The sequence below is a fragment of the Brachybacterium sp. FME24 genome, from assembly GCF_014897705.1.
Lineage (GTDB): Bacteria > Actinomycetota > Actinomycetes > Actinomycetales > Dermabacteraceae > Brachybacterium.
Window position 1 is genome coordinate 176,930 of sequence record NZ_JABUXV010000002.1, and the last position, 19,561, is coordinate 196,490.

General features: G+C 70.6%; 20 protein-coding genes. 7 read left to right on the forward strand and 13 right to left on the reverse strand.

What is annotated here, in order from left to right:
* Positions 1-25: 25 nt before the first annotated feature.
* The 8 genes from INT51_RS02815 to INT51_RS02850 form a co-directional block, all read right to left on the reverse strand.
* The gene (locus INT51_RS02815; protein WP_193103686.1) at positions 26-697 is read right to left on the reverse strand and encodes an ABC transporter permease; all 672 of its coding nucleotides are present in this window, start codon (positions 695-697) and stop codon (positions 26-28) included.
* Positions 694-1,344, reverse strand: a complete 651-nt coding sequence (locus INT51_RS02820) for an ABC transporter permease (protein ID WP_193103687.1) — start codon at positions 1,342-1,344, stop codon at positions 694-696. The genes INT51_RS02815 and INT51_RS02820 overlap by 4 nt, the downstream gene beginning before the upstream one ends.
* Positions 1,341-2,195: an ABC transporter ATP-binding protein gene (locus tag INT51_RS02825; RefSeq protein WP_193103688.1), complete on the reverse strand. Its 855-nt coding sequence runs from the start codon at positions 2,193-2,195 to the stop codon at positions 1,341-1,343. The genes INT51_RS02820 and INT51_RS02825 overlap by 4 nt, the downstream gene beginning before the upstream one ends.
* Before the next feature lie 141 nt (positions 2,196-2,336).
* Positions 2,337-3,209: an amino acid ABC transporter permease gene (locus tag INT51_RS02830; protein WP_193103689.1), complete on the reverse strand. Its 873-nt coding sequence runs from the start codon at positions 3,207-3,209 to the stop codon at positions 2,337-2,339.
* Complete coding sequence (locus INT51_RS02835) at positions 3,206-3,907, reverse strand: amino acid ABC transporter permease (protein ID WP_193103690.1); 702 nt, start codon at positions 3,905-3,907, stop codon at positions 3,206-3,208. Before INT51_RS02835 ends, INT51_RS02830 begins: the two co-directional genes overlap by 4 nt.
* A gap of 89 nt (positions 3,908-3,996) precedes the next feature.
* Positions 3,997-4,974 carry a glutamate ABC transporter substrate-binding protein gene (locus INT51_RS02840; RefSeq protein WP_193103691.1) on the reverse strand — a complete coding sequence of 326 codons (978 nt, stop codon included), beginning with the start codon at positions 4,972-4,974 and terminating at the stop codon, positions 3,997-3,999.
* Between the two features lie 94 nt (positions 4,975-5,068).
* Positions 5,069-5,965, reverse strand: coding sequence for an amino acid ABC transporter ATP-binding protein (locus tag INT51_RS02845; RefSeq protein WP_304502060.1), 897 nt, complete (start codon positions 5,963-5,965; stop codon positions 5,069-5,071).
* 299 nt (positions 5,966-6,264) lie between these two features.
* Entirely contained in the window at positions 6,265-7,065 is an 801-nt protein-coding gene (locus tag INT51_RS02850; protein ID WP_193103692.1) for a hydroxymethylpyrimidine/phosphomethylpyrimidine kinase, read from the reverse strand.
* A gap of 238 nt (positions 7,066-7,303) precedes the next feature.
* Here INT51_RS02850 and INT51_RS02855 point away from each other — a divergent pair, with 238 nt between their 5' ends.
* On the forward strand, positions 7,304-7,960 hold the full coding sequence (locus tag INT51_RS02855; RefSeq protein ID WP_304502061.1) for a GtrA family protein: 657 nt from the start codon (positions 7,304-7,306) through the stop codon (positions 7,958-7,960).
* Between the two features lie 56 nt (positions 7,961-8,016).
* A complete protein-coding gene (locus INT51_RS02860) occupies positions 8,017-9,240 on the forward strand; it encodes an aminotransferase class I/II-fold pyridoxal phosphate-dependent enzyme (protein WP_193103693.1) in 1,224 nt (407 codons plus the stop codon).
* Positions 9,241-9,390: 150 nt separating this feature from the next.
* Here INT51_RS02860 and INT51_RS02865 read toward each other — a convergent pair whose 3' ends face one another.
* From INT51_RS02865 to INT51_RS02880, 4 genes are all read right to left on the reverse strand, one after another.
* Positions 9,391-10,509, reverse strand: a complete 1,119-nt coding sequence (locus INT51_RS02865; RefSeq protein ID WP_193103694.1) for a hypothetical protein — start codon at positions 10,507-10,509, stop codon at positions 9,391-9,393.
* A gap of 185 nt (positions 10,510-10,694) precedes the next feature.
* Entirely contained in the window at positions 10,695-12,905 is a 2,211-nt protein-coding gene (locus tag INT51_RS02870; protein ID WP_193103695.1) for a 3-hydroxyacyl-CoA dehydrogenase NAD-binding domain-containing protein, read from the reverse strand.
* Positions 12,906-13,046: 141 nt separating this feature from the next.
* Positions 13,047-13,700 (reverse strand): hypothetical protein, encoded by a 654-nt coding sequence (locus INT51_RS02875; RefSeq protein ID WP_193103696.1) that lies wholly within the window; start codon positions 13,698-13,700, stop codon positions 13,047-13,049.
* Positions 13,701-13,798: 98 nt separating this feature from the next.
* Positions 13,799-14,644, reverse strand: a complete 846-nt coding sequence (locus tag INT51_RS02880) for a hypothetical protein (protein ID WP_193103697.1) — start codon at positions 14,642-14,644, stop codon at positions 13,799-13,801.
* Positions 14,645-14,920: 276 nt separating this feature from the next.
* Between INT51_RS02880 and INT51_RS02885 the strand changes: the two genes are divergently transcribed.
* Positions 14,921-15,301 (forward strand): helix-turn-helix transcriptional regulator, encoded by a 381-nt coding sequence (locus INT51_RS02885; protein WP_193103698.1) that lies wholly within the window; start codon positions 14,921-14,923, stop codon positions 15,299-15,301.
* A 5-nt stretch (positions 15,302-15,306) separates the two neighbouring features.
* Entirely contained in the window at positions 15,307-15,789 is a 483-nt protein-coding gene (locus INT51_RS02890) for an SRPBCC domain-containing protein (protein ID WP_193103699.1), read from the forward strand.
* Positions 15,790-15,815: 26 nt separating this feature from the next.
* Here INT51_RS02890 and INT51_RS02895 read toward each other — a convergent pair whose 3' ends face one another.
* Positions 15,816-16,826, reverse strand: coding sequence for a hypothetical protein (locus tag INT51_RS02895; RefSeq protein WP_193103700.1), 1,011 nt, complete (start codon positions 16,824-16,826; stop codon positions 15,816-15,818).
* A 191-nt stretch (positions 16,827-17,017) separates the two neighbouring features.
* Here INT51_RS02895 and INT51_RS02900 point away from each other — a divergent pair, with 191 nt between their 5' ends.
* From INT51_RS02900 to INT51_RS02910, 3 genes are all read left to right on the forward strand, one after another.
* Positions 17,018-17,503, forward strand: a complete 486-nt coding sequence (locus INT51_RS02900) for a hypothetical protein (RefSeq protein ID WP_193103701.1) — start codon at positions 17,018-17,020, stop codon at positions 17,501-17,503.
* Positions 17,504-17,600: 97 nt separating this feature from the next.
* Positions 17,601-18,380, forward strand: a complete 780-nt coding sequence (locus tag INT51_RS02905; protein ID WP_193103702.1) for a GNAT family N-acetyltransferase — start codon at positions 17,601-17,603, stop codon at positions 18,378-18,380.
* A 17-nt stretch (positions 18,381-18,397) separates the two neighbouring features.
* On the forward strand, positions 18,398-19,558 hold the full coding sequence (locus tag INT51_RS02910; protein ID WP_226831895.1) for a PLP-dependent cysteine synthase family protein: 1,161 nt from the start codon (positions 18,398-18,400) through the stop codon (positions 19,556-19,558).
* Positions 19,559-19,561 lie beyond the last annotated feature (3 nt).

A 19,561-nucleotide genomic window follows, 5' to 3' on the forward strand; every position in this document is an offset into this window, starting at 1 on the left:
GGGCGGTCCTCGCGCCCGGAGTCGCTCATGCGGTCTTCGCCCCGCGCGGGGCGGTGACACGTTGCAGCAGCAGGAGGGCGAGGTCGAGGAGCAGGGCGAGGGCGATCACCAGGAGCGAACCCGCGATCATCTGCGGGTAGTCCTGGGAGGTGAGGCCGAGGAAGATGTAGCGCCCCAGCCCGCCGTTGCCCACGTACGCGGCGAGCATCGCGGTGGCGACGACCTGCACGGTCGCGCCGCGGAACCCGCCCACGATCAGAGGCACTCCCAGCGGGATCTCCACCTTCGTGAGGATCTGCCACTCGGTCATGCCCTGCGCACGGGCGGCATCGACGGTCGCCGGATCCGCTGACTCGACCGCCGAGTAGGCCCCGGCCAGCAGCGAGGGCACCGCGAGGACCACGAAGGCCAGCAGCGGCGCGGTGAGTCCGATGCCGAGCAGCAGCGCGAACAGGGTGACCAGGCCCAGGGTGGGCAGTGCCCGGGCGGCGCCGGCGGAGGCGATCGCCACGCTCTTGCCGACCCCGGTGTGACCGACGAGCAGTCCCAGCGGAACGGCGATCAGCGCCGCGACGAACACACCGAGCGCGGTGTACCCGAGGTGCTCGAGTGTGCGCATCGGGATGCCCGAGGGGCCGGACCAGTGTGCGGCCTCGGCCAACCATGCGAGGGCCTGCAGGAAGGGATTGCCGGTCATGGCCGCCTCACCGACCTCTGTCGCGTCCACGGCATCAGCGCTCGTCCCAGCAGCACCAGCAGCGCATCGGTGAGGACGGCGAGCACCGCGGTCAGGACCACTCCGGCGGCGATCTCGGCGATGATCCCGCGTCGGAATCCGTCCACGAAGAGCATCCCCAGGCTGGGGACGCCGAGCACGCCGCCGACGGTGACCAGCGAGATCGTGCTGACGGCGACCACGCGCACCCCGGCCAGCAGCACCGGCCCGGCCAGCGGCAGCTCGACCTGGAAGAAGCGGGCCGTGGGCGCATAGCCCTGGGCGGTGGCGGAGCTGAGCACGTCACGGCTCACGGAGCGGAAGGCGTCCGAGGCTGCGGGCACCATCAGCGCGAGCCCGTACAGCGAGAGCGCGATCGCGATGTTCAGAGGGCTGCGCACGCTCGTGCCGATGATGCCGGGCAGCAGCACGAACAACGGCAGCGAGGGGATCGCGTACAGCAGCCCCGAGGTGGTGGTGACTCCTGTGCGCAGCCAGCCCTGGGAGTTGGCGAGCTTCGCCAGCGGCAGGGACAGGGCAAGGGCGACGAGGATCGGGGGCAGTGCCTGCAGCAGGTGGGAGCCCGTGCGGGCGGCGATCAGGTCGAGGTTCTCGAGCACCCAGCTCACGAGGGGGTCTCCCCCGCCGGCCCGGAACGGGCTGCTGCATGCGCGGTCAGCACGCCGGCGGCGCGCCCGTCGGCATCCACCACGATGTCGCGGCCGTCGACGCGCTCAACATGCAGGGAACGGGTCCCGCGGTCGGCGCCGACGAAACTGGCCACGAAGTCGTCGGCCGGATCGGCGAGGATCTCCTGCGGGGTGCCGATCTGGGCGACGACGCAGCCGGGCCGCAGGATCACGACGCGGTCACCGATGAGGAAGGCCTCGTCGATGTCGTGGGTGACGAAGACGATCGTCTTCTTCAGGTCCCGCTGCAGGTGCATCAGTTCCTGCTGCAGCTCGCCTCGCACGATGGGGTCCACGGCGCCGAAGGGTTCGTCCATGAGCAGGATGTTCGGGTCGGCGGCGAGACCGCGGGCGACGCCCACCCGCTGCTGCTGCCCGCCGGAGAGCTGCGCGGGGTAGCGGACGGCCAGGGCGGCCTCGAGGCCGACGGTCTCCATGAGCTCGTGCGCGCGGGTCCGGGCATCGCGCTTCGAGATGCCGCGCAGCACGGGCACGGTGGTGATGTTGTCGAGCACGGTGCGATGCGGCAGCAGCCCGGAGGCCTGCATGACGTAGCCGACGCTGCGACGCAGGCGCACGGGGTCCAGGCTCGCCACGTCGTCGCCGTCGATGGTGATGCGCCCCGAGGTGGGATCGACCATGCGGTTGATCATGCGCATCAGGGTGGTCTTGCCGGAGCCCGAGGTGCCCACCAGCACCACGGATTCGTGCGAGGCGATCTCCAGGCTGAAATCCTCGACGGCGAGTGTGCCGCCCGGGTACTCCTTGCGGACGTTCTCGAAACCGATCACCGGGGCCTCCAGACGGGATGGGCCGACGTGCATTGCTGCCGGGACGTCCAACCTTACCCACGCGTACCGACGAACGTCGTGAGGTTTCCTGCGTGCCGCGGAAGCTCGGCGGAGTGGACCCGCCGCGCGGAGCCCGCCGGCTCAACTCGCGACCGCGCGCGCCTTCATGCGGGCGTCCAGGGCCAACGCGATGCGGGTGAGCAGGAAGTTCAGTGCGATGTAGATGACCGAGACGACCACATAGGTCTGTACCAGGTAGCGGGTGATGGAGACCATCGTCTTGCCCTGGAACTGGAGCTCGTTGTAGCTGACCACGTAGCCGAGGGTGGAGTCCTTGAGCAGGGTGACCAGCGCGAGGATCAGGCTCGGCAGCACCAGGCGCACGGCTTGCGGAAGGATCACGTGGACCAGCGCGTCGCGCCGGCCCAGACCGATCGCGGAGGCGGCCTCGTGCTGGCCCCTGTCCACGGCCTTGATGCCGGCGCGGAACACCTCGGCGGTGGTGGCGGCGGAGACCAGGATCATCGGGATGACCAGCATCCAGAACCGTGGGAAGGTGACGCCGTAGGCGGGCAGGGCCAGCAGGAAGGCGTAGACCACCAGCAGCATCGGGATGCCGCGGAAGAACTCGATCCACACGGTCGCGACGCTGCTGAGCGCCCCGAAGCGGGAGAGTCGGGCCAGCGCCAGCAGCAGGCCGAAGGGGAAGGCGACGACGGCGGCGACCGCGGTGACCTGGAGTGTTCCCAGGAGGCCGCGGCCGAGGAAGGCGAGATAGTCGACTCGCAGGTAGACGACCCACTTCGCGGGGTCCAGCTGCCCGTTCTTCTGGAACTGCCAGAGTCCGGCGGCGAGCAGTCCGAGGATCACCGCGGCGCTGAGGACCGACAGCAGCGCGATGCGCCGGCGCCCTTTGGGGCCGGGGGCGTCGAAGAGGACCTGGGTCGCGCTGTGCGTGGCTCTGCGATGGGCGGCGCGGGGGGCGTGGCGGGTGGTGCCCGCGGCTGCGCTCATGCCTGCGCTCCTGCGGTGACGTCCAGTGCGCTGCGGCCCCGGGAGCGACCGGTGGGGGCGTCCGGGGAGACGGCGCGCTCGATCACGCCGCCGAGGGCGGAGCCGCCCAGCGACATCCCGAGGTAGACAGCGCCGGCGACCAGGAACATGAGCACTGCCTGCGCGTACTGGATGTTGAGGGTCTGGGTGACCCAGGTGATCTCGCTGACCGCGATGGCCGAGCACAGCGCCGAACCGATCACGGTGCCGATGAAGACGTTCACCAGCGGCTGGATCATGGTGCGGAAGGCCTGCGGGAGCACGACGAAGCGCAGCGTCCCGAAGAAGCCGAGGCCGATGGAGCGGGCCGCCTCGGCGTGGCCGACGGGCACCGTGTTGATGCCCGAGCGCACGTTCTCGCACACGAAGGCGGCCGACGACAGGGTCAGCCCGAGCACCCCGCACCAGAAGTACGGCAACCGCAGGCCGACGTCCGGCAGGCCGAAGGCGATGAGGATCAGCAGGCTCAGCAGCGGGATGTTGCGGAAGATCTCGACGTACACCGTGGCGGCCCAGCGCAGCGGCGGGATCGGGCTGACCCGGCACACGGCGAGCGCGGTGCCGACGATCAGGGCGAGCACATAGCCGAGCAGGGTCAGCGCGACGGTGTACGCGATGCCCTGCAGCAGCAGGGGGACGTTCTCGGCGATGGCTTCCATCGGGGCCTCTCGGTGCTGGGATGTCGGCCGACGGGACGGGTCCGTGCCGCGGATTCGCGGCGCATGGCGCCCGTCCCGTCATCGACGGGTCAGGCGGGGAGGTCGCCGGGGACGGGCGGCTCGGGGGCCTCGCCGTCGATGACCTCGCCGATGGTGGCGGTCCACAGGGACTCCCAGGTGCCGGAGTCGATGATCTCCTGCAGGAAGGTGTTGCAGAACTCCAGGGCGTCCTCGTCGTCCTTCGACAGGCCGATGCCGTAGGGGTCGTCCACGAACGGCTCGCCCACCACAGTGACGTCCGGATCCGCGGCGGAGTTGCCCAGCAGCACGCCCTGGTCCAGGACGTAGGCGTCGGAGCGGCCCTGCTTGAGGGCGGCCACGCAGGATTCGTTGTCCGGGAGGGTCTGGACGTCCCCCGGATCGGTCACGAACTCCTCGATGGCGGCGATTCCGGTCGAGTTCGCCTGGGTGACGAGGTTCAGGCCGGTGAGGTCCTCGGGCCCCGAGATCGTGTCCTTGTCCTCGGTGCGCACCTGGATGGCGGTGCCGGAGAGGTAGTACGGGCCGGCGAAGTTGATGACCTCGAGCCGCTCGGGGGTGATCGAGTAGGTGGCGATCACGCAGTCCACGGTGCCGTTCTCGACGAGGGTCTCGCGGGTCTCGACGGTGGTGTCGATGTACTCGACCTTCTCGGCGCCGCCCTCGCCGAGGATGTACTGGGCCAGCAGCTGGGTGATGCCGGCGTCGAAGCCGGTGGGCGGCCCGTCGGACGTGCTCGCCAGGGAGAACACCTGGTTGGCGAGGGTGCCGCCGCGGATGAGCTCGTCCTTGTCCTTGATCGCGGTGGCCCAGGCGCTGGCGGAGACGACGTCGTCCGCGGCCACGGGGCCGGATGCGACGGCGTCGCCGAAGGGGGTGCCTGCGCCGCCGCCGTCGGAGGCGTCGCCGCCCAGGTCGGGGCCGGCGCCGGTATCGCTGGAGCAGGCGGCCAGGGCGACGCCGATCGGCAGGGCAGCCGCGGCGGTGACCACGGCGCGTCGGCCGGGTCGGAAGCTGATGCTGGTCATGAATCTCTCCGATTCTCGGGTCGCTCCGGGTGGAGCGACGACGGGTGGTCCGGCGGGGTCGGGGCGTCGCGGGTGCGGTGGTCGGCAGCGGTTCTCAGTGGGCGAGGATCTTGCTCAGGAAGGCCTGGGCGCGTTCGCTGCGCGGGTTGGTGAAGAACTCCTCGGGATCGCCCTGCTCGACGATCTCGCCCTGGTCCAGGTAGACCACGCGGTCGCAGACATGCCGGGCGAAGCCCATCTCGTGGGTGACGACCAGCATCGTCATGCCCTGCTCGGCGAGCTCGGTCATCACGTCCAGGACCTCGTTGATGACCTCGGGGTCCAGCGCCGAGGTGGGTTCGTCGAACAGCAGGGCCTTGGGCTTCATCGCCAGGGCGCGGGCGATGGCCACGCGCTGCTGCTGCCCGCCGGAGAGCGCTGTGGGCAGGGAGTTCGCCTTGTCGGCGAGGCCCACGCGTTCGAGGAGCTCGGTGGCCTGCTGATCGGCGTCGGCCTTGCTCAGGCCGCGCACCTTCCGCGGGCCGAGCGTGACGTTGTCGATCGCCTTGAGGTGGGGGAAGAGGTTGAAGCTCTGGAACACCATGCCGACGTCGCTGCGCAACTTCGTCAGCTCCTTGCCCTCCTCAGGCAGCAGCTGGCCGTCGATGGTGATCTCCCCGCCGGAGATGGTCTCCAGACGGTTCAGGCAGCGGCACAGGGTCGACTTCCCGGAGCCGGAGGCACCGATCAGCGCCACCACCTCACCGCGGCGGACGTCGAGGTCGATGTTCTTCAGCGCCTGGAAGTCCCCGAAGAACTTGTCGACGCCTCGCGCGGAGATCAGGGGTTCCCCGATCTGCTTCGGGGCGTTTCCGGACCGGGAACCTCTGGCCGCAGGACCCCTGGCCGCGTGACCGACCCCGGGCGCACCTGCCGCGCCGGATGTCTCCGGTGCGCCGGGCGCGGGCTGTTCCGCGCGGTGCGCTCCGGTGGAGGTGCTGCTGTCGCTCATGCTCTGAGAATGCGCGGGAATGGAGCATCTGTCCAGATCAGGCCTCGATCGATCGCATGTCGGAACGTTTTCGTGACCAGGAGCCGCACCCCCGGCCTGACCCCGACCAGCCCATGCCACGTCCCTCGTATCCACTGGCGCCAGGCGAGCAGCGACGGCTGTATAGCCGCTCCCTGCGCACTGGGCGCCAGTGGATGCGTCGCGCCCCGGCGAACCGGCCACCACAAGCCCGGGCCGGCGCGGCCCAGCGGTGTCCGGCACGGCGCAGCCCAGCCTGCCCCCGGCACTGCCCGGCGCAATTAGCCCTGGTAGGCGCCCTGGTACACGGCCTCGAAGGGGGCGTGGCCGCCCTGGCGGTGCTCGATGGAGCTGGTGACGATGTCCTTGGCGACCTGCGCGGCCTCCAGCGGGCTGGCGCCCTTGGCGAGCTCGGCGGTGACGGCGGCGGCCAGCGTGCAGCCGGCGCCGGAGACCCGCTCCTGGCCGATCTTGGGGCTGCGCAGCTCGACGGTCTGCTCGCCGTCGTGGAACACGTCCACCGCGTCGTCACCCTCGAGCACCACTCCGCCCTTGGCCAGCACGATCACGTCGTAGGTGTCATGGATGCGCCGGGCGGCCTCGGTGAGCTCCGCGACGGTCTCGATGCTGTCCATCCCGGACAGCGTGAGCGCCTCGAAGTGGTTGGGGGTCACGAATGTCGCCAGCGGCAGGATCTGCGCCTTGAGCGCGTTGTCCGTGTCCAGGGCCGCGCCGGGCTCCTGGCCCTTGCAGATCAGCACCGGATCCAGCACCACGTTCGTGAAGGAGCGCTCGGCGAGCGAGGCGGCGACGGTGTCGATCGTGGCCGGAGTGCCGAGCATGCCGATCTTCACGGTATCGATGTCGTGCACGGCGGTGGTCGCCTCGATCTGGTCGGCGATCACCTGCGGCTCGATCGGCACGAAGCGGTGTGCCCAGTCGTTCGCCGGGTCGAAGGACACGATGCAGGTCAGGGCCGCAGTGCCGAAGGTTCCCAGCTGGTGGAACGTCTTCAGATCGGTCTGCGCGCCGGCGCCTCCGGTGGTCTCGGAGCCGGCGATGGTGAGGGCGACGTGGGTCATGGGGTCTCTTCCTGCGAGTCGGTCGTAGAGGGGGCCGCACGCTGATCGGGTCCGAGGGGCACCCACGGGGCCGACGCGGCGGCTGTGACCGCGCGCTCCCAGGGCGCCGACCTCCCGTCGGACCCGTCGCAACGGTCGTGCCGCGCGCTCCCAGGGCTGGAGAGACTCCGTGTGAGGTGCCTCCGGCCCGTCGCTGCGACAGAACATCGATCGTAACGCCTCGGGTACAGTGCCGGGCGTGCTGACGCCAGACCCTTCGACGGACACCGCGGATCCCACCCGATCCCCGGAATCCGCGATGCCCGGGCCCGGCCCGGCGGACACCGCTCGCGAGTCCGCTGCCAGCTGGGACTCGTGCTCGTCGCTCGAGCTCGCCGGGGCGGACGAGTCACCCCCTCGCGGTTCATCCCGCAGCCGGCGACCCCACCGGGCATCACTGCGCGCGCGAGCTGGCGCCCTGCTCGAGGAGCATCTGAGCTCCACGATGAAGTTCCTGCTCGTCGGCGGAGTGGTGTTCCTGTTGGACGCCGGGATGTACAACCTGCTGGTGTTCTGGCACCCGGCCGAGGGCTGGGGCGAGGGCCTCATGCACGGCAATCCGCTCGTGGCGAAGGTGTTCACGATCGCGGCGGCCTCGTGCCTGACCTATCTGGGCAACCGTCTGTGGACGTTCGGCGATCGCCCGCGGCCGGACACCACCCGCTCGATCATGCTGTTCATCCTGATCAACGTGCTCGCGGCCGGTCTGCAGCTGTCCTGCCTGGGCTTCTCGCGGTACGTGCTGGGCCTGGACTCGGTGCTGGCCGACAACATCGCCGGCACATTCATCGGCCAGATCGTCTCGACCTCGTTCCGGTACGTCACCTACGGCCGCTTCGTCTTCCCCCGCCGCTGACCCGCCCTTCTGGGCGCTGCGACCGTGTCGTGGTCGTCTCTGACAGACTCGGGGACATGGAGACCACCGGCCCTTGGACCCGCGCCGCCGCAGCTGCCGGCTTGCTCATCGACGGCGAGGCGCGTCCCACCGTGTTCGCCCGCATGTCCGCGAAGGCGACCGCGACCGGCGCCCTGAACCTGGGCCAGGGCTTCCCTGATGACGCCCCACCCGCTCTGGTGGCCGACGCCGCCATCGCCGCGATCCGGCAGGGGCGCAACCAGTACCCGCCGGGGATCGGCGAAGCCGTGCTGCGCGAAGCGATCGCCGAGCACCAGGCGCAGTGGTACGGGCTGCGGTGGGATGCGGCCAGCGAGGTGCTGGTGACCACGGGCGCCACCGAAGCGCTGGCCGCCACCATCCTGGCGCTCGTCGAACCGGGCGATGAGGTGGTGACCCTCGAGCCCTTCTACGACCAGTACGCGGCGATGATCGCTCTGGCCGGCGGCGTCCACCGCACGGTCCCGGTCACCTCGCGCTCCGAGGGAACCGGTGACCTGATGCTCGACGTCGCCGAGGAGGATCTGCGCGCCGCGTTCTCCGATCGCACCCGCCTGGTGCTGGTGAACACGCCGCACAACCCCACCGGGCTCATGCTGTGGGTGGACGCGCTGCAGGCGATCGTCGACGAAGCGGTGGCGCACGACGCGATCATCGTGACCGACGAGGTCTACGAGCACCTCACCTTCGGTCCCGCGCACCTGCCGATCGCGACGCTGCCGGGGGCACAGGACCGCACGGTCTCGATCTCCTCGGCTGGCAAGACCTTCTCGGTGACCGGCTGGAAGGTCGGCTGGATCACGGCCCGTCCCGAGCTGGTCACGGCGATCACCGGCGTGAAGCAGTGGTTGACCTACTCCTCCGGCGCTCCCTTCCAACCCGCGGTGGCCGCGGGGCTCGGGATGCCGACGTCGGCCTTCCACGACCTCGCCCAGGACCTGCGCGAGCGCCGCGACCTGCTCACGGACGGGCTGCGCCGGATCGGTTTCCGCGTCAGCGTGCCCGAGGCCGGATACTTCGTCGTGGCCGACGCCGCGCCTCTCGGCGAGGCCGACGCCGCTGCGCTGTGCGAGCGCCTGCCCGAGGAGGCCGGGGTGCTCGGCATCCCGCTGTCGGCGTTCTACCGCGACGGGCAGGCCGGGGACGCGAGCTCGTACCTGCGGCTCGCGTTCTGCAAGAACCGCTCCACCCTCGAGCAGTCCCTCGAGCGCCTCGAGACCTGGGCGGCGCCGCGCCGCTGAGATCGGCCGCTCGGTCGAACCGTTCAGCCCACCCGCCGGATCCGGCCAGCGGCCTCTCTCTGGCACAGCGACGGCCCGCCTGCTCCACCGTTCGTCCGGGGAGCGGGCGGGCCGTCGCACCATCGGCCCCGCCAGGTCAGGCAGGTCAGGTCAGCCAGCGGCCACCCACACCGGATCGTTGCTGAAGTCCAGGAGCGCCGAGACGGTGAACGCACCGGTCTTGGCCTGATCCGTCGGGATGATGATCCCGACCTCCCACTCGCCGCTGCCTCCGTCGTGGAGTGTCCCGACATCGAGCGAGGTTTTCGGCGTGATCGCGTATTCGTCGGTGTAGGTGTTCCCCGCATCCGAGACGTAGTCGACCAGCAGCAGCAGCAGCGGCTCGGCCGTGCCGTCGCCGTGATAAGTCACCGAGACGGGCACGAGGAGGTAGGTCTCCTCCTCGCCGGGCTGGGTGTTCGCGCTGTTGGATTCCATGACTGCGTCGGTGGCGTCCCAGTTCACCTCGCCCAGCGTCACGTCGAGGGTTCCGCCGTCACCATCCTCGATGGTGAACGTCTCGCCCAGCGCGTACGGGGAGTCCTTCGAGCCTTCTCCGTCACCAGCCGGCGGAGCCTCCTCCGAGGCCTCTTCCTCCGTGGTGGCCTCCTCCGAGGTTTCCTCCTCGGTGGGCGGCTCCTCCTCAGTGGTGGCTTCGTCCGTCGGCTCCTCCTCGGTGGTCTCCTCCGTGGCGGTCCCGCCGGCGTCGATCGGCTCCTCGCCACCTCGGGTGAACAGGAAGATGCCGCCGCCGACGATGATCAGCAACAGGGCGAGCACTGCGCAGCCTGCGCAGATGATGATCGCGAGCTTGCCGCCGCCGCCCTTCTTCTCCGGGGGCTGCGGCGTGAAGCCCTGCCCGGTCTGACCGGTCTGCTCTGTCCCACCCCCGAAGGACGGGGCGAAAGCAGGATCCTGACCGAACCCACCGTTCGGGGACGCCTGCCCGAAACCGCCCTGCGAGTCCTGGCCGTATCCTCCGTGCTGGTCCTGGCCGTACGCGTTGTCAGCAGAGGGCTGTCCGTATCCACCCTGCGGGGCCTGGCCATATCCACTGTTGGCGGACGGCTGCCCATATCCACCCTGCTGGTCCTGGCCGTACGCGCCGTCGGCGGAGAGCTGTCCGTACGCGCCCTGCTGCTCCTGGCCGTACCCACCGTTGGGCGAGGGCTGGCCATGGGGTTCACCGGAAGGAGGCTGACCCCATCCGTTCTGCGGTGGCTGCGACATGATCTCCTCCGGCGCCGCGGGCGGCACCGTCCCCTCTCTCCCGACACGACTGCGTGAGATCGAACCCCCCTGGGCCCGATCGCCACATCGTACGGGGCGCCCTCTTCTGCCCGGAGGGCCGCGAGGTCGCTATCCGGTCACGAAGAGATGACGCCGCTGACCACTCTGCCGCCTGCCGCAGCGGCTCAACGCCGTGCCGTGAACAGCTCTCCGTGGAAGGTGCGCCCGGCCGCGCGCTGCGAGGCCCCCGAGGCGTCGAGGTACGGGGTGACCCCGCCGCGATGACGGGGGAAGCCGGCCCCGAGGATCAACGCCAGGTCGATCTGCTCGGGCCGCTCGACGACGCCGTCGTCCAGCATGAGTGCGATCTCCTCGGCGAGAGCGTCCTGGACCCGTTCCAGCAGGGCGTCGCCGACCGGTGCCGTCGCCGCATCGGCTGGGGCGGCGTCGGCCGCGAACACCTCGGCGACCGTCGGGGAGACCGGCGGGTGCACGGAGGTCTTGCTGCGCTCGGTGAAGTGAGCCTTCTGCTCGGCCATGACGCTCAGCCCCGCAGAGGCGTGGAAGCGGTCGCCGAGCTCGCCGCGCAGGACCGTTCCCACATGGTCGGCGACCGCCAGCCCCACCAGGTCGAGCAGCTCGAAGGGTCGCATCGGCATGCCGAGGGCGTCCAGGGAGGCGTCGACCTCGGCCGGGTCCGCGCCGGCGTCCAGGGGCGCGAGCACCCCGCCGAGGACCCGGAACAGCAGGCGGTTGACGATGAAACCGGGGGCGTCGGCGCTGCGCACGGCGAATTTCCGCAGTCGGCGCACCACCTCGAGCCCGGTCGCGAGGGTGGCCTCGTCGGTCGCCTCGGTGTGGATCACCTCGACCAGCGGCATCTTGGCGACGGGGTTGAAGAAGTGGAGGCCGACGACCCGCTGCGGATGGTCCAGATCCTCGGACATCGCCGTGACGGACAACGAGGAGGTGTTGGTGACCAACAGGGCGTCGGGCGCGAGCACGCTCTCGAGCTCGGCGAAGACGGACTTCTTGATCGCGAGGACCTCGGGGACGGCCTCGAGCACCAGGTCGCAGCCCGCGAGCTCAGCCAGGTCGGTGGTCGCGGAGAGGGCGCCGGCCACCTGCGTGGCGGTGTCCTCGTCGAGCAGGCCGCGCGCTGCCGTCTGGGCGATGACGTCGCGCGCGGCGGCGAGACCCTTGGCGGCGATGCCCTCGTCGAGGTCGCGCATGACCACCGGGACCTGGAGCCCGAGGGCCAGCTGCGCGGCGATCTGGGAGGCCATGAGGCCGGCTCCGGCGACGCCGACCCGACGGATCTCTCGGGCCCCGTCGACGCCCTTGCGGCCGGGCTTGCCGCGGCGCAGCAGCTCCGCGGTGTACATCGAGGCCGCGGCGGCGTCGGAACGGACCAGCTCGGACAGCGCGTCGGCCTCTCGGGCGAGGGCTTCGTCCAGGGTGGAGCCGGGCAGCTTCTGCAGCAGCCCGAGCGCGCGGCCGACGGCGGGGGCTCCCTGCCCTTCGAGGCGGGCGGCCCAGGTGCGGCGGGTCTCGGCGCTGCCGTGCGGGGCATCGAGCGCGTCGAGCAGGGCTTCGGCCTCCGGGGTGTCCACGCCGGGCAGCGGCGCCGTGCGGCCGCCCCAGGCACCGGCGACGACGGAGTTCTCGTCGGCGGCGGCCTCGGCGAGCGTCGGGTCGATGACGTCGGCGTCGGTCTCGTCGACGTCCACGTGCGCGGCGACCAGGGCGGCGAACTCGTCGAGCGCGGCGTCCAGATCGTCGGCGAGCTCGTCGACCAGCCCGATCTCGAGGGCTTGTTCGGCGCCGAGCTGCTTGTCGCGGGCGGGGTCCTCGAGGATCATGCGCACGGCGGTCTCGGGGCCGACGACGGACGGCAGCAGTGTGGTGCCGCCCCAGCCGGGGAGGATGCCGAGGCTGGTCTCGGGCACACCCAGGCCCTTGACGCTGGGCTCGGCGGTGCGGACGTCGGCCATGAGGGCGACCTCGAGGCCACCGCCGAGGGCGACGCCGTTGAGGTGGGCGAGCAGCGGGACGGGGCTGGTGCGCACGCGGACCTGCAGGTCGTGGGCGGCGCGGGTCATGCCGTGGACGTTCGAGGCGGCGGTGGGGTCGGAGAACATCGACAGGTCGGCGCCGGCGAGGAACACGCGGCCGGTTCCGGTCAGGGCGATCGCCTGGATCTCCCCGGCCTCGGCGCGGTCCAGTGCGGTCGTGATCGCCCAGGTGACGGCCTCGATCGAGCGGGGACCGAGGGTTGCGGGACGCTTCTCCTCGCCTTCGGGCGGTGCGAAGGTCAGCACGGCGACGGTGCCCAGCCCGGGATGGTCGCGATCCTGCGTGAGGACTCGGGTGACGTGCTCGGTGTAGCTGCTCATCAGTGGCCTTTCGCGATCTCTTCGTCGAGGGGTGGCGGATCCCCCCACGGTTGCCTGATACCGCGGGTTTCAGATAGATCATGCCTCAGGGCGACGGCCGCTGTCCACCGCGCCGGGAGGGATCCGAAGGTGCGGTCCGGGTCAGGTCGCCGCGACCCAGGCACCCTTGTCGACGTCGAGGCCGAAGTCCGGAATGAGGACGAAGTGCCCGTCCTGAGGGACATCCGTCGGCACGAGGAAGGTGAACTCGTCCGAGAATCCGTTCCCCTCGGACACCTCCGCCGGCACCTCCCCCTGCGAGGGGGCGGTGACATGGTCCTGCGGGTACTCCGTGCCGTCCGCAGCGACGTACACCATGTTGGCCCACAGAAGGGTCCGGAGCGTGCCGTCCCCGCGATAGGTGACGTCCGCGGTGGCCAGCACGTACTTCTCGCCCTCGGGCGGGGGCTCGTTGATGTCGCTGGCCTCGGTGACCGCAGTGCTCGCATCCCAGTCGATCTCCGTCACGGTCACCTCGGCCTCGCCCGGGAACTGCTCCGGTGAGGTGAAGGGGAACGTCGTGCCGAGCGGCACCGGAGCTCCTTCTCCGACGGGGATGGACGCCACGGCGGACGGCGACTCGCGCGGTGCGGTGATGGTCCGCACCCCGAAGAATCCGCCGATGCCGAGGATCAGTCCCAGGATCACCGAGGCGCAGCCGACGCTGAGGTAGAACGGCTTTCGCGACGGCCTTGTGGCCTGCGCCTGGGTGGATCCGCCGGCGGTGGGCGGTTCGGTGCGCGGAGTGTGGTTCATGGTGGCCCGTGGCGTGCGCCGGGCTTCCCCCTTCTCGGCGTGACGTGCGGTGACCGCCGGCAGGCGCGGCCAGGTTCACGCTAGCGCACGACCTCGACTCACCGGGACGCGTAGTAGAGGGTCCGGCCGCTGTAGGTCTCCACTCCGAGTCGGAAGCTCTCCAGCTCCTGCTCGGGAAGCACGAACACGCTGCGGAACTCGGTGCTCTCCCCGCTGCCCAGAGGGTGGATGTCGCTGAGGGGGTCCGGGACCAAGCCTTCGGAGATGTCAGGGTAGTAGGCACGATCGGATTCGCCGGTGAGCCAGAGCTCCTCGACCGGGGCGAGCTGGCCCGGACCCTCGTAGCGGACCTCATAGGCGACCGCCACGAGTCGGTAGGGATCCTCGGCGACGTCCACGCCGTCGGCCCCCGGCAGCGTCGCCTCGAGATCGACCTCCAGCGCCGTGACGCTGATCGTGCCGTCGGTCCAGGTGGGCCAGCTGACGGTGTGCTCGCCGACCGTGGCCGGCTCCTCGAAGCTGCCGGTCCCGTCCCGCACCTCGGTGCCCTCGGCGGTGGTGACGACGCCGGGCTCACGGTCCCTCTCCTGCTCGTCCTGTGCGGGAGATCGGGTGGCCGACGGCGCCGCGGCCGGGTCGGCATCATCCTCGACCAGGCGCAGCACGCCTCCGACGACCAGGCCGACCGTGGCGATCAGAGCCACCACCTGCAGCGCGACGATCGCCACGATCGACCACGGGGGCAGTCGGCGAGAGGCCCGCCCCGAGCCACCGGCATGATCCTCGGGATGGTCGAATCGGGGCGCGCCGGCAGTGAGCGGGCCGTCCCCCTCGATGCGCGGCGGATCCGAGCGACGATCGGGCAGCGCACGGTGCTCCGGTTCCGGTGGGGTGGACGAGTCCTCCCAGTCGTACCCGTGCGGAGTTCCCCGCTGCGACGTCATGACGTGAGCATAGAGGCGGCCCCGATCCGGCACGCCGCCGTCGTGCCGCTCAGCACCCCATGCCGTGGACCGCGAGGGCGCATCAGGCCCTGGATCCGACCACGGGGCAGCTGGGAGAACAGGCAGGTGGTACCCCCGCAGATGCTCGAGCGAGGAACTGCCTCGCTCTCCACGAGAGACTTTACGATCTCTTGGCCAATTCGAGCAATATTCTTTGATGAAGGAACGGTGGAGACCTGCTTGTCATCCACAACCGACCGGTTGTAGGTTTGGCCTGTGCAGCAGATCGACGACGACCGGGCCGACGCCCGGTTCCACGCTCTCTCCGACCGCACGCGCCGTGACATCCTGCGGCGGGTGCTGGTGGGCGAGCAGTCGGTCTCGTCCCTGGCCAGGAACTACTCCATGAGTCTCACGGCAGTGCAGAAGCATGTCGCAGTGCTCGAACGAGCAGGCCTCCTCAGCCGGCGACGCAGCGGCCGGGAGTCCCTGGCTCGCGGCGATGCCGACTCCGTGCGCTCCGTCGCGCATCTCCTCACCGAGCTGGAAGCCGTCTGGCGCGAGCGCGTCTCCCACATCGACGACCTCCTCAGCGCCGAGGCCGACACGGCCCCGGTCGATGCGGCTCCGGCCGACTCGCCCCACCGGAAGGACTGACCACCATGCCTGTCACCGACATCAGCCACGACCTCGACGCCCTCACCCTCACGATCACCGCGGAGTTCGCTGCGCCCGCCCGACGCATCTGGGACATCTATGCGGACCCTCGCCAGCTGGAGAAGGTCTGGGGCCCGAAGGAGTACCCGGCCACCGTGGTCGACCACGACCTCACCCCGGGCGGTCGCGTCACCTATTACATGACCGGCCCGGACGGGGATCGCTTCTACGGCTACTGGGGCGTGCTCACCGTCGAGGAGCCTCGCTCGTTCTCCTACGAGGACGGCTTCGCGCACGAGGACTTCACCCCGAACACCGCTCTGCCCATCTCGACCTGCGTCAGCACCTTCACCGAGCAGGACGGGACGACGCAGGCGGTCTACGTGACCAGCTTCGCCTCGCGAGAAGGACTCCAGACGGTGCTCGACATGGGCGTCGAGGAGGGCTCCCGCTCCGCGATCAACCAGATCGACGACCTCGTCGCCTGATCCGGTCGCACCGGACTCAGATCGCCTCAGACCGCTTCGACCCAGGTGCCCTCCTCGGGACCCATGAAGTCGCTGATCACGAAGTGGCCGCCCTCCGGGAGGTCCTCCGGGACGAGGAACAGCGCCTGCGCCATCGTGGAGTCGCCGGGGGCCGCAGGCCCGTCCTCACCGGCTGCGGTCGCCGGCATCACCTGGCCGGCGTCCTCGTAGACGGTGCCCTCCGCGTCGACGAAGTCGATCTTCGCCCAGGCGAAGTTGGAGAACTCCTCCTCGCTGTTGTTCACGATCGCGATGTCCACGAGAACGTACTTCTGGCCGTCGGGGGCCGGCTCGTTGAAGCTGTTCGCCTCCATCACGGCGGCCTCGGCATCCCAATCGATCTCGCCGAAGGTCACGCTCACCTCGACGCCACCGGACCCCAGATAGTCGATGGTGCTGCCTGCGGGGAGGGCGTTCGCCAGCCCGACGGGGCTGCCCTCGGCCTCCTCCTCCGCGGAGGTCGATTCCTCCTCGGGCTCCGTCGTCTCCTCCGCGCCGGATTCCGTCTCCTCCTCCGCGGGCGTCTCCTCGGCCGGCGCCTCCTCCGACGACTCCGTGCCCTGGGGGCTCTCATCGGCCATCAGGGCACGGATCACGAAGAAGCCACCGATGCCGACCACCAGGACGAACACGAGCACGACACACCCGATGATCGCGAAGATCGGCCCTTTGCCGATACCGGAGCTGCGGGGCGGCTCACCCTGCTGCGACGAATACGGCTGGGAGGGGAACTGCTGCGATCCGGGGGCCGCCGCACCAGCGTCGAACGGCAGTTCCTGCTGACCAGGGGGCATCCACTGCTGGTTCACCGGCGCGAAGGACTGATCCTGCTGCCAGTACTGCCCGTCGCCGGACTGCCCGTACGACGATGCGGGTGATCCGTACTGCGGGGCTTCGGGCGCCGACGACTGCTCGGGAGCGGGCTGCGAGCCGTCACCGTGCGGCGACTGCGGCCCCTCGGGACGCTGGGGATCGGGAGGCTGAGGAGGCTGGCTCATGGGCATGTGCGGCGCGCGGGGCCGCGTTCCTTCCGGACGAGGACGCAGTGCCCGCGTCCGTGCGCACGGGCGAGCTCACGGTATCCGACCTCGCCCGCATCCCGCCGTGCGCTCCCTGCGCGGCGACGGCCCGGCACCATGACAGGAGCGACGACGAGCTCTACGGTGGAGGGACCGATCAGGAGGCCTGAATGTCCTTTCCGCCCAGGAGCACCGCGTCGTCTGCCGGGCCGCTCGCCGCGGTGCGCCCGACCGCTCGGGTTCCTCTGCCTGTCCACCTGGTGGCGAGCGCGCTGGCCACCCTCGGGGCGCTCGCGGTGCTGGCCGTGCTCCCTCTGCCCTCCACCCTGGACACGGGCCTCGGCGCTCTGTTGATCGCCGCCTCCACCCTGCTCGTGGCGTGGGTGAACCGGCGTCACGGCCGAGAGCGGAGGACTGCTCTGTCGTTCGATCTGCCCTCCGTGCTCCTCGTGGTCGTCGCGATCTCACTGAGCCTCGCAGTGGTCGTCTTCCCTCACGATGCCCCGGTCGCCGTCCGCGTCCTCGTCGCACTGATGTTCGGCGCCGCCTTCTTCGCCGGGGTGCGCTGGGAGGACCGGACCCTCGCCCGTCGAGCATCCAGGCAAGAGCCTGGCGGGCGGGCGGACCCGACCTCAGGTCTCCGTCACACCTCGTGACGCACCCCCTGGGCTGTCAGGGCGCACAGGAGTAGCGTTTCGACGACGCCCGTCGGACCCGACGGTGCGCCCCTCCGCTGCCGAACGAGGAGCCCGCATGGCCCTGCAGGACGAGACCGCCTACGAGCCGTTGCACGTCGATGCGCGCGATGCGGGTACCGCTGGTGCGCACGCGGGGTCGAGCGCTGCCGGCACGGCGGACGACGCCGTGCTCGACAATCCGGCTTGGTCCTCGCTGACCGGCCACCACGCGCATCTCGCGATCGGCAATGACCTCGTGCGGCACTTCCCGGACGACGTCTCCCCCTTCGTCGGCGTCAAGGATTGGGAGCACCCGGACGTGTGGGACGCGATCCTCGACGTGTTCGGGCACGGCGCGACCGTGGGCGTCTCCCACGCCGACCCGCTGCTGCCCGAGGGCTGGGCCCCCGTGTTCTCCATCCCCGGCGTGCAGCTCGTGCAGACCGAGCAGCTGGCAGCCCGTCCGGACGAGGAAGCGGTCGAACTGGGCGGCGGGGACTCGACCGACATGCTCGAGCTGGTCGAGCGGACCCAGCCCGGCCCGTTCCTGCCGCGCACCCATGAGCTGGGTCGCTACGTGGGCATCCGCCGCGCCGGGCGACTGATCGCGATGGCCGGCGAGCGCCTGCATCCCGATGGCTGGACCGAGATCAGCGCGGTCGCGGTCGACGAGGACCACCGCCGCCAGGGCCTCGCCTCACGTCTGGTGCTCGACGTCGCCTTCCAGATCCAGCAGCGCGGCGACCGGGCCCTTTTGCACGCGTCGGCCACGAACACGAGCGCGATCGCCGGGTACGAGAAGCTCGGTTTCGCGCTGCGGCGCCGGCTGATGTTCGGTGCCGTGCGGACGCCCTGACCCGGTACGGTCGTCGCATGGATGAGGCGCTGCGCAGTCCCGGCATGAACACTCCCGGGGAGAACGCTCCCGGCACCTCCCTGCTGGGCCAGCTGGCGGATGTGGACCGCAGCGACGACGGCCTGCGCGCCTGGGTGGCCGAGCGGATCCGGCGCCTGGACGCCGATGACCGGCGCTCGGCGGACACCCACCTGGTCAAGGTCGAGCTGCCCGCGGCCTGGGGCATCGAGCTGTACCTCAAGGACGAATCCACTCATGCTTCCGGCAGCCTGAAGCATCGCCTCGCCCGATCCCTGTTCACCTTCGCACTGGTCAACGGGTGGCTGAAGCCGGGAATGCCCGTCATCGAGGCCTCCTCCGGCTCCACGGCGGTCAGCGAGGCGCATGTGGCGCGGATGCTGGACATCCCCTTCATCGCGGTGATCCCACGCGGCACCAGCCCCCGCAAGATCGCGCTGATCGAATCCGCCGGCGGGCGCTGCCACGTCATCGAGCACGCCGAGCACATGAGCCGCGAGGCGCAGCGGGTGGCCGAGGAGCACGGCGGTCTCTTCCTGGACCAGTTCACCCATGCCGAGCGCGCCACGGACTGGCGCGGGAACAACTCCATCGCCCTCAGCGCCCTCGATCAGCTCGAGCTGGAGCCGCACCCGGTGCCGCGGTGGATCGTGGTCGGCGCAGGCACCGGCGGCACCAGTGCGACCTTCGGGCGCTACCTGCGCTATCGCCACCTGCCCACCGGGCTCTGCGTCGCCGATGTCGAGAATTCCGCCTTCTTCGACGGCTGGGTGCACGGCGACCCCGGCGCCACCACCGAGACCGGCTCCCGGATCGAGGGCATCGGGCGACCTCGGATGGAGCCGAGCTTCGTGCCGGGCGTGGTCGACCGGATGATCCGCGTGCCCGACGAGGCCTCGGTGGCGGCGGCCCGCTATCTGTCCGATCGGCTCGGCCGACGGGTCGGCGCCTCGACCGGGACGAACCTGGTCGCGGTCGCACAACTGGTCACGCAGATGCGGGAGCGGGACGAGACCGGCTGCGTGCTCACGCTGCTGTGCGACACCGGCGACCGCTACACCGACACCTACTTCGACGACGACTGGGTCTCCGCGCAGGGGTGGGAGCTGGGCCCATGGCGGGCCGAGCTGGAGCGGATGCTGCCGATCGGGAGCCTCTGAGCG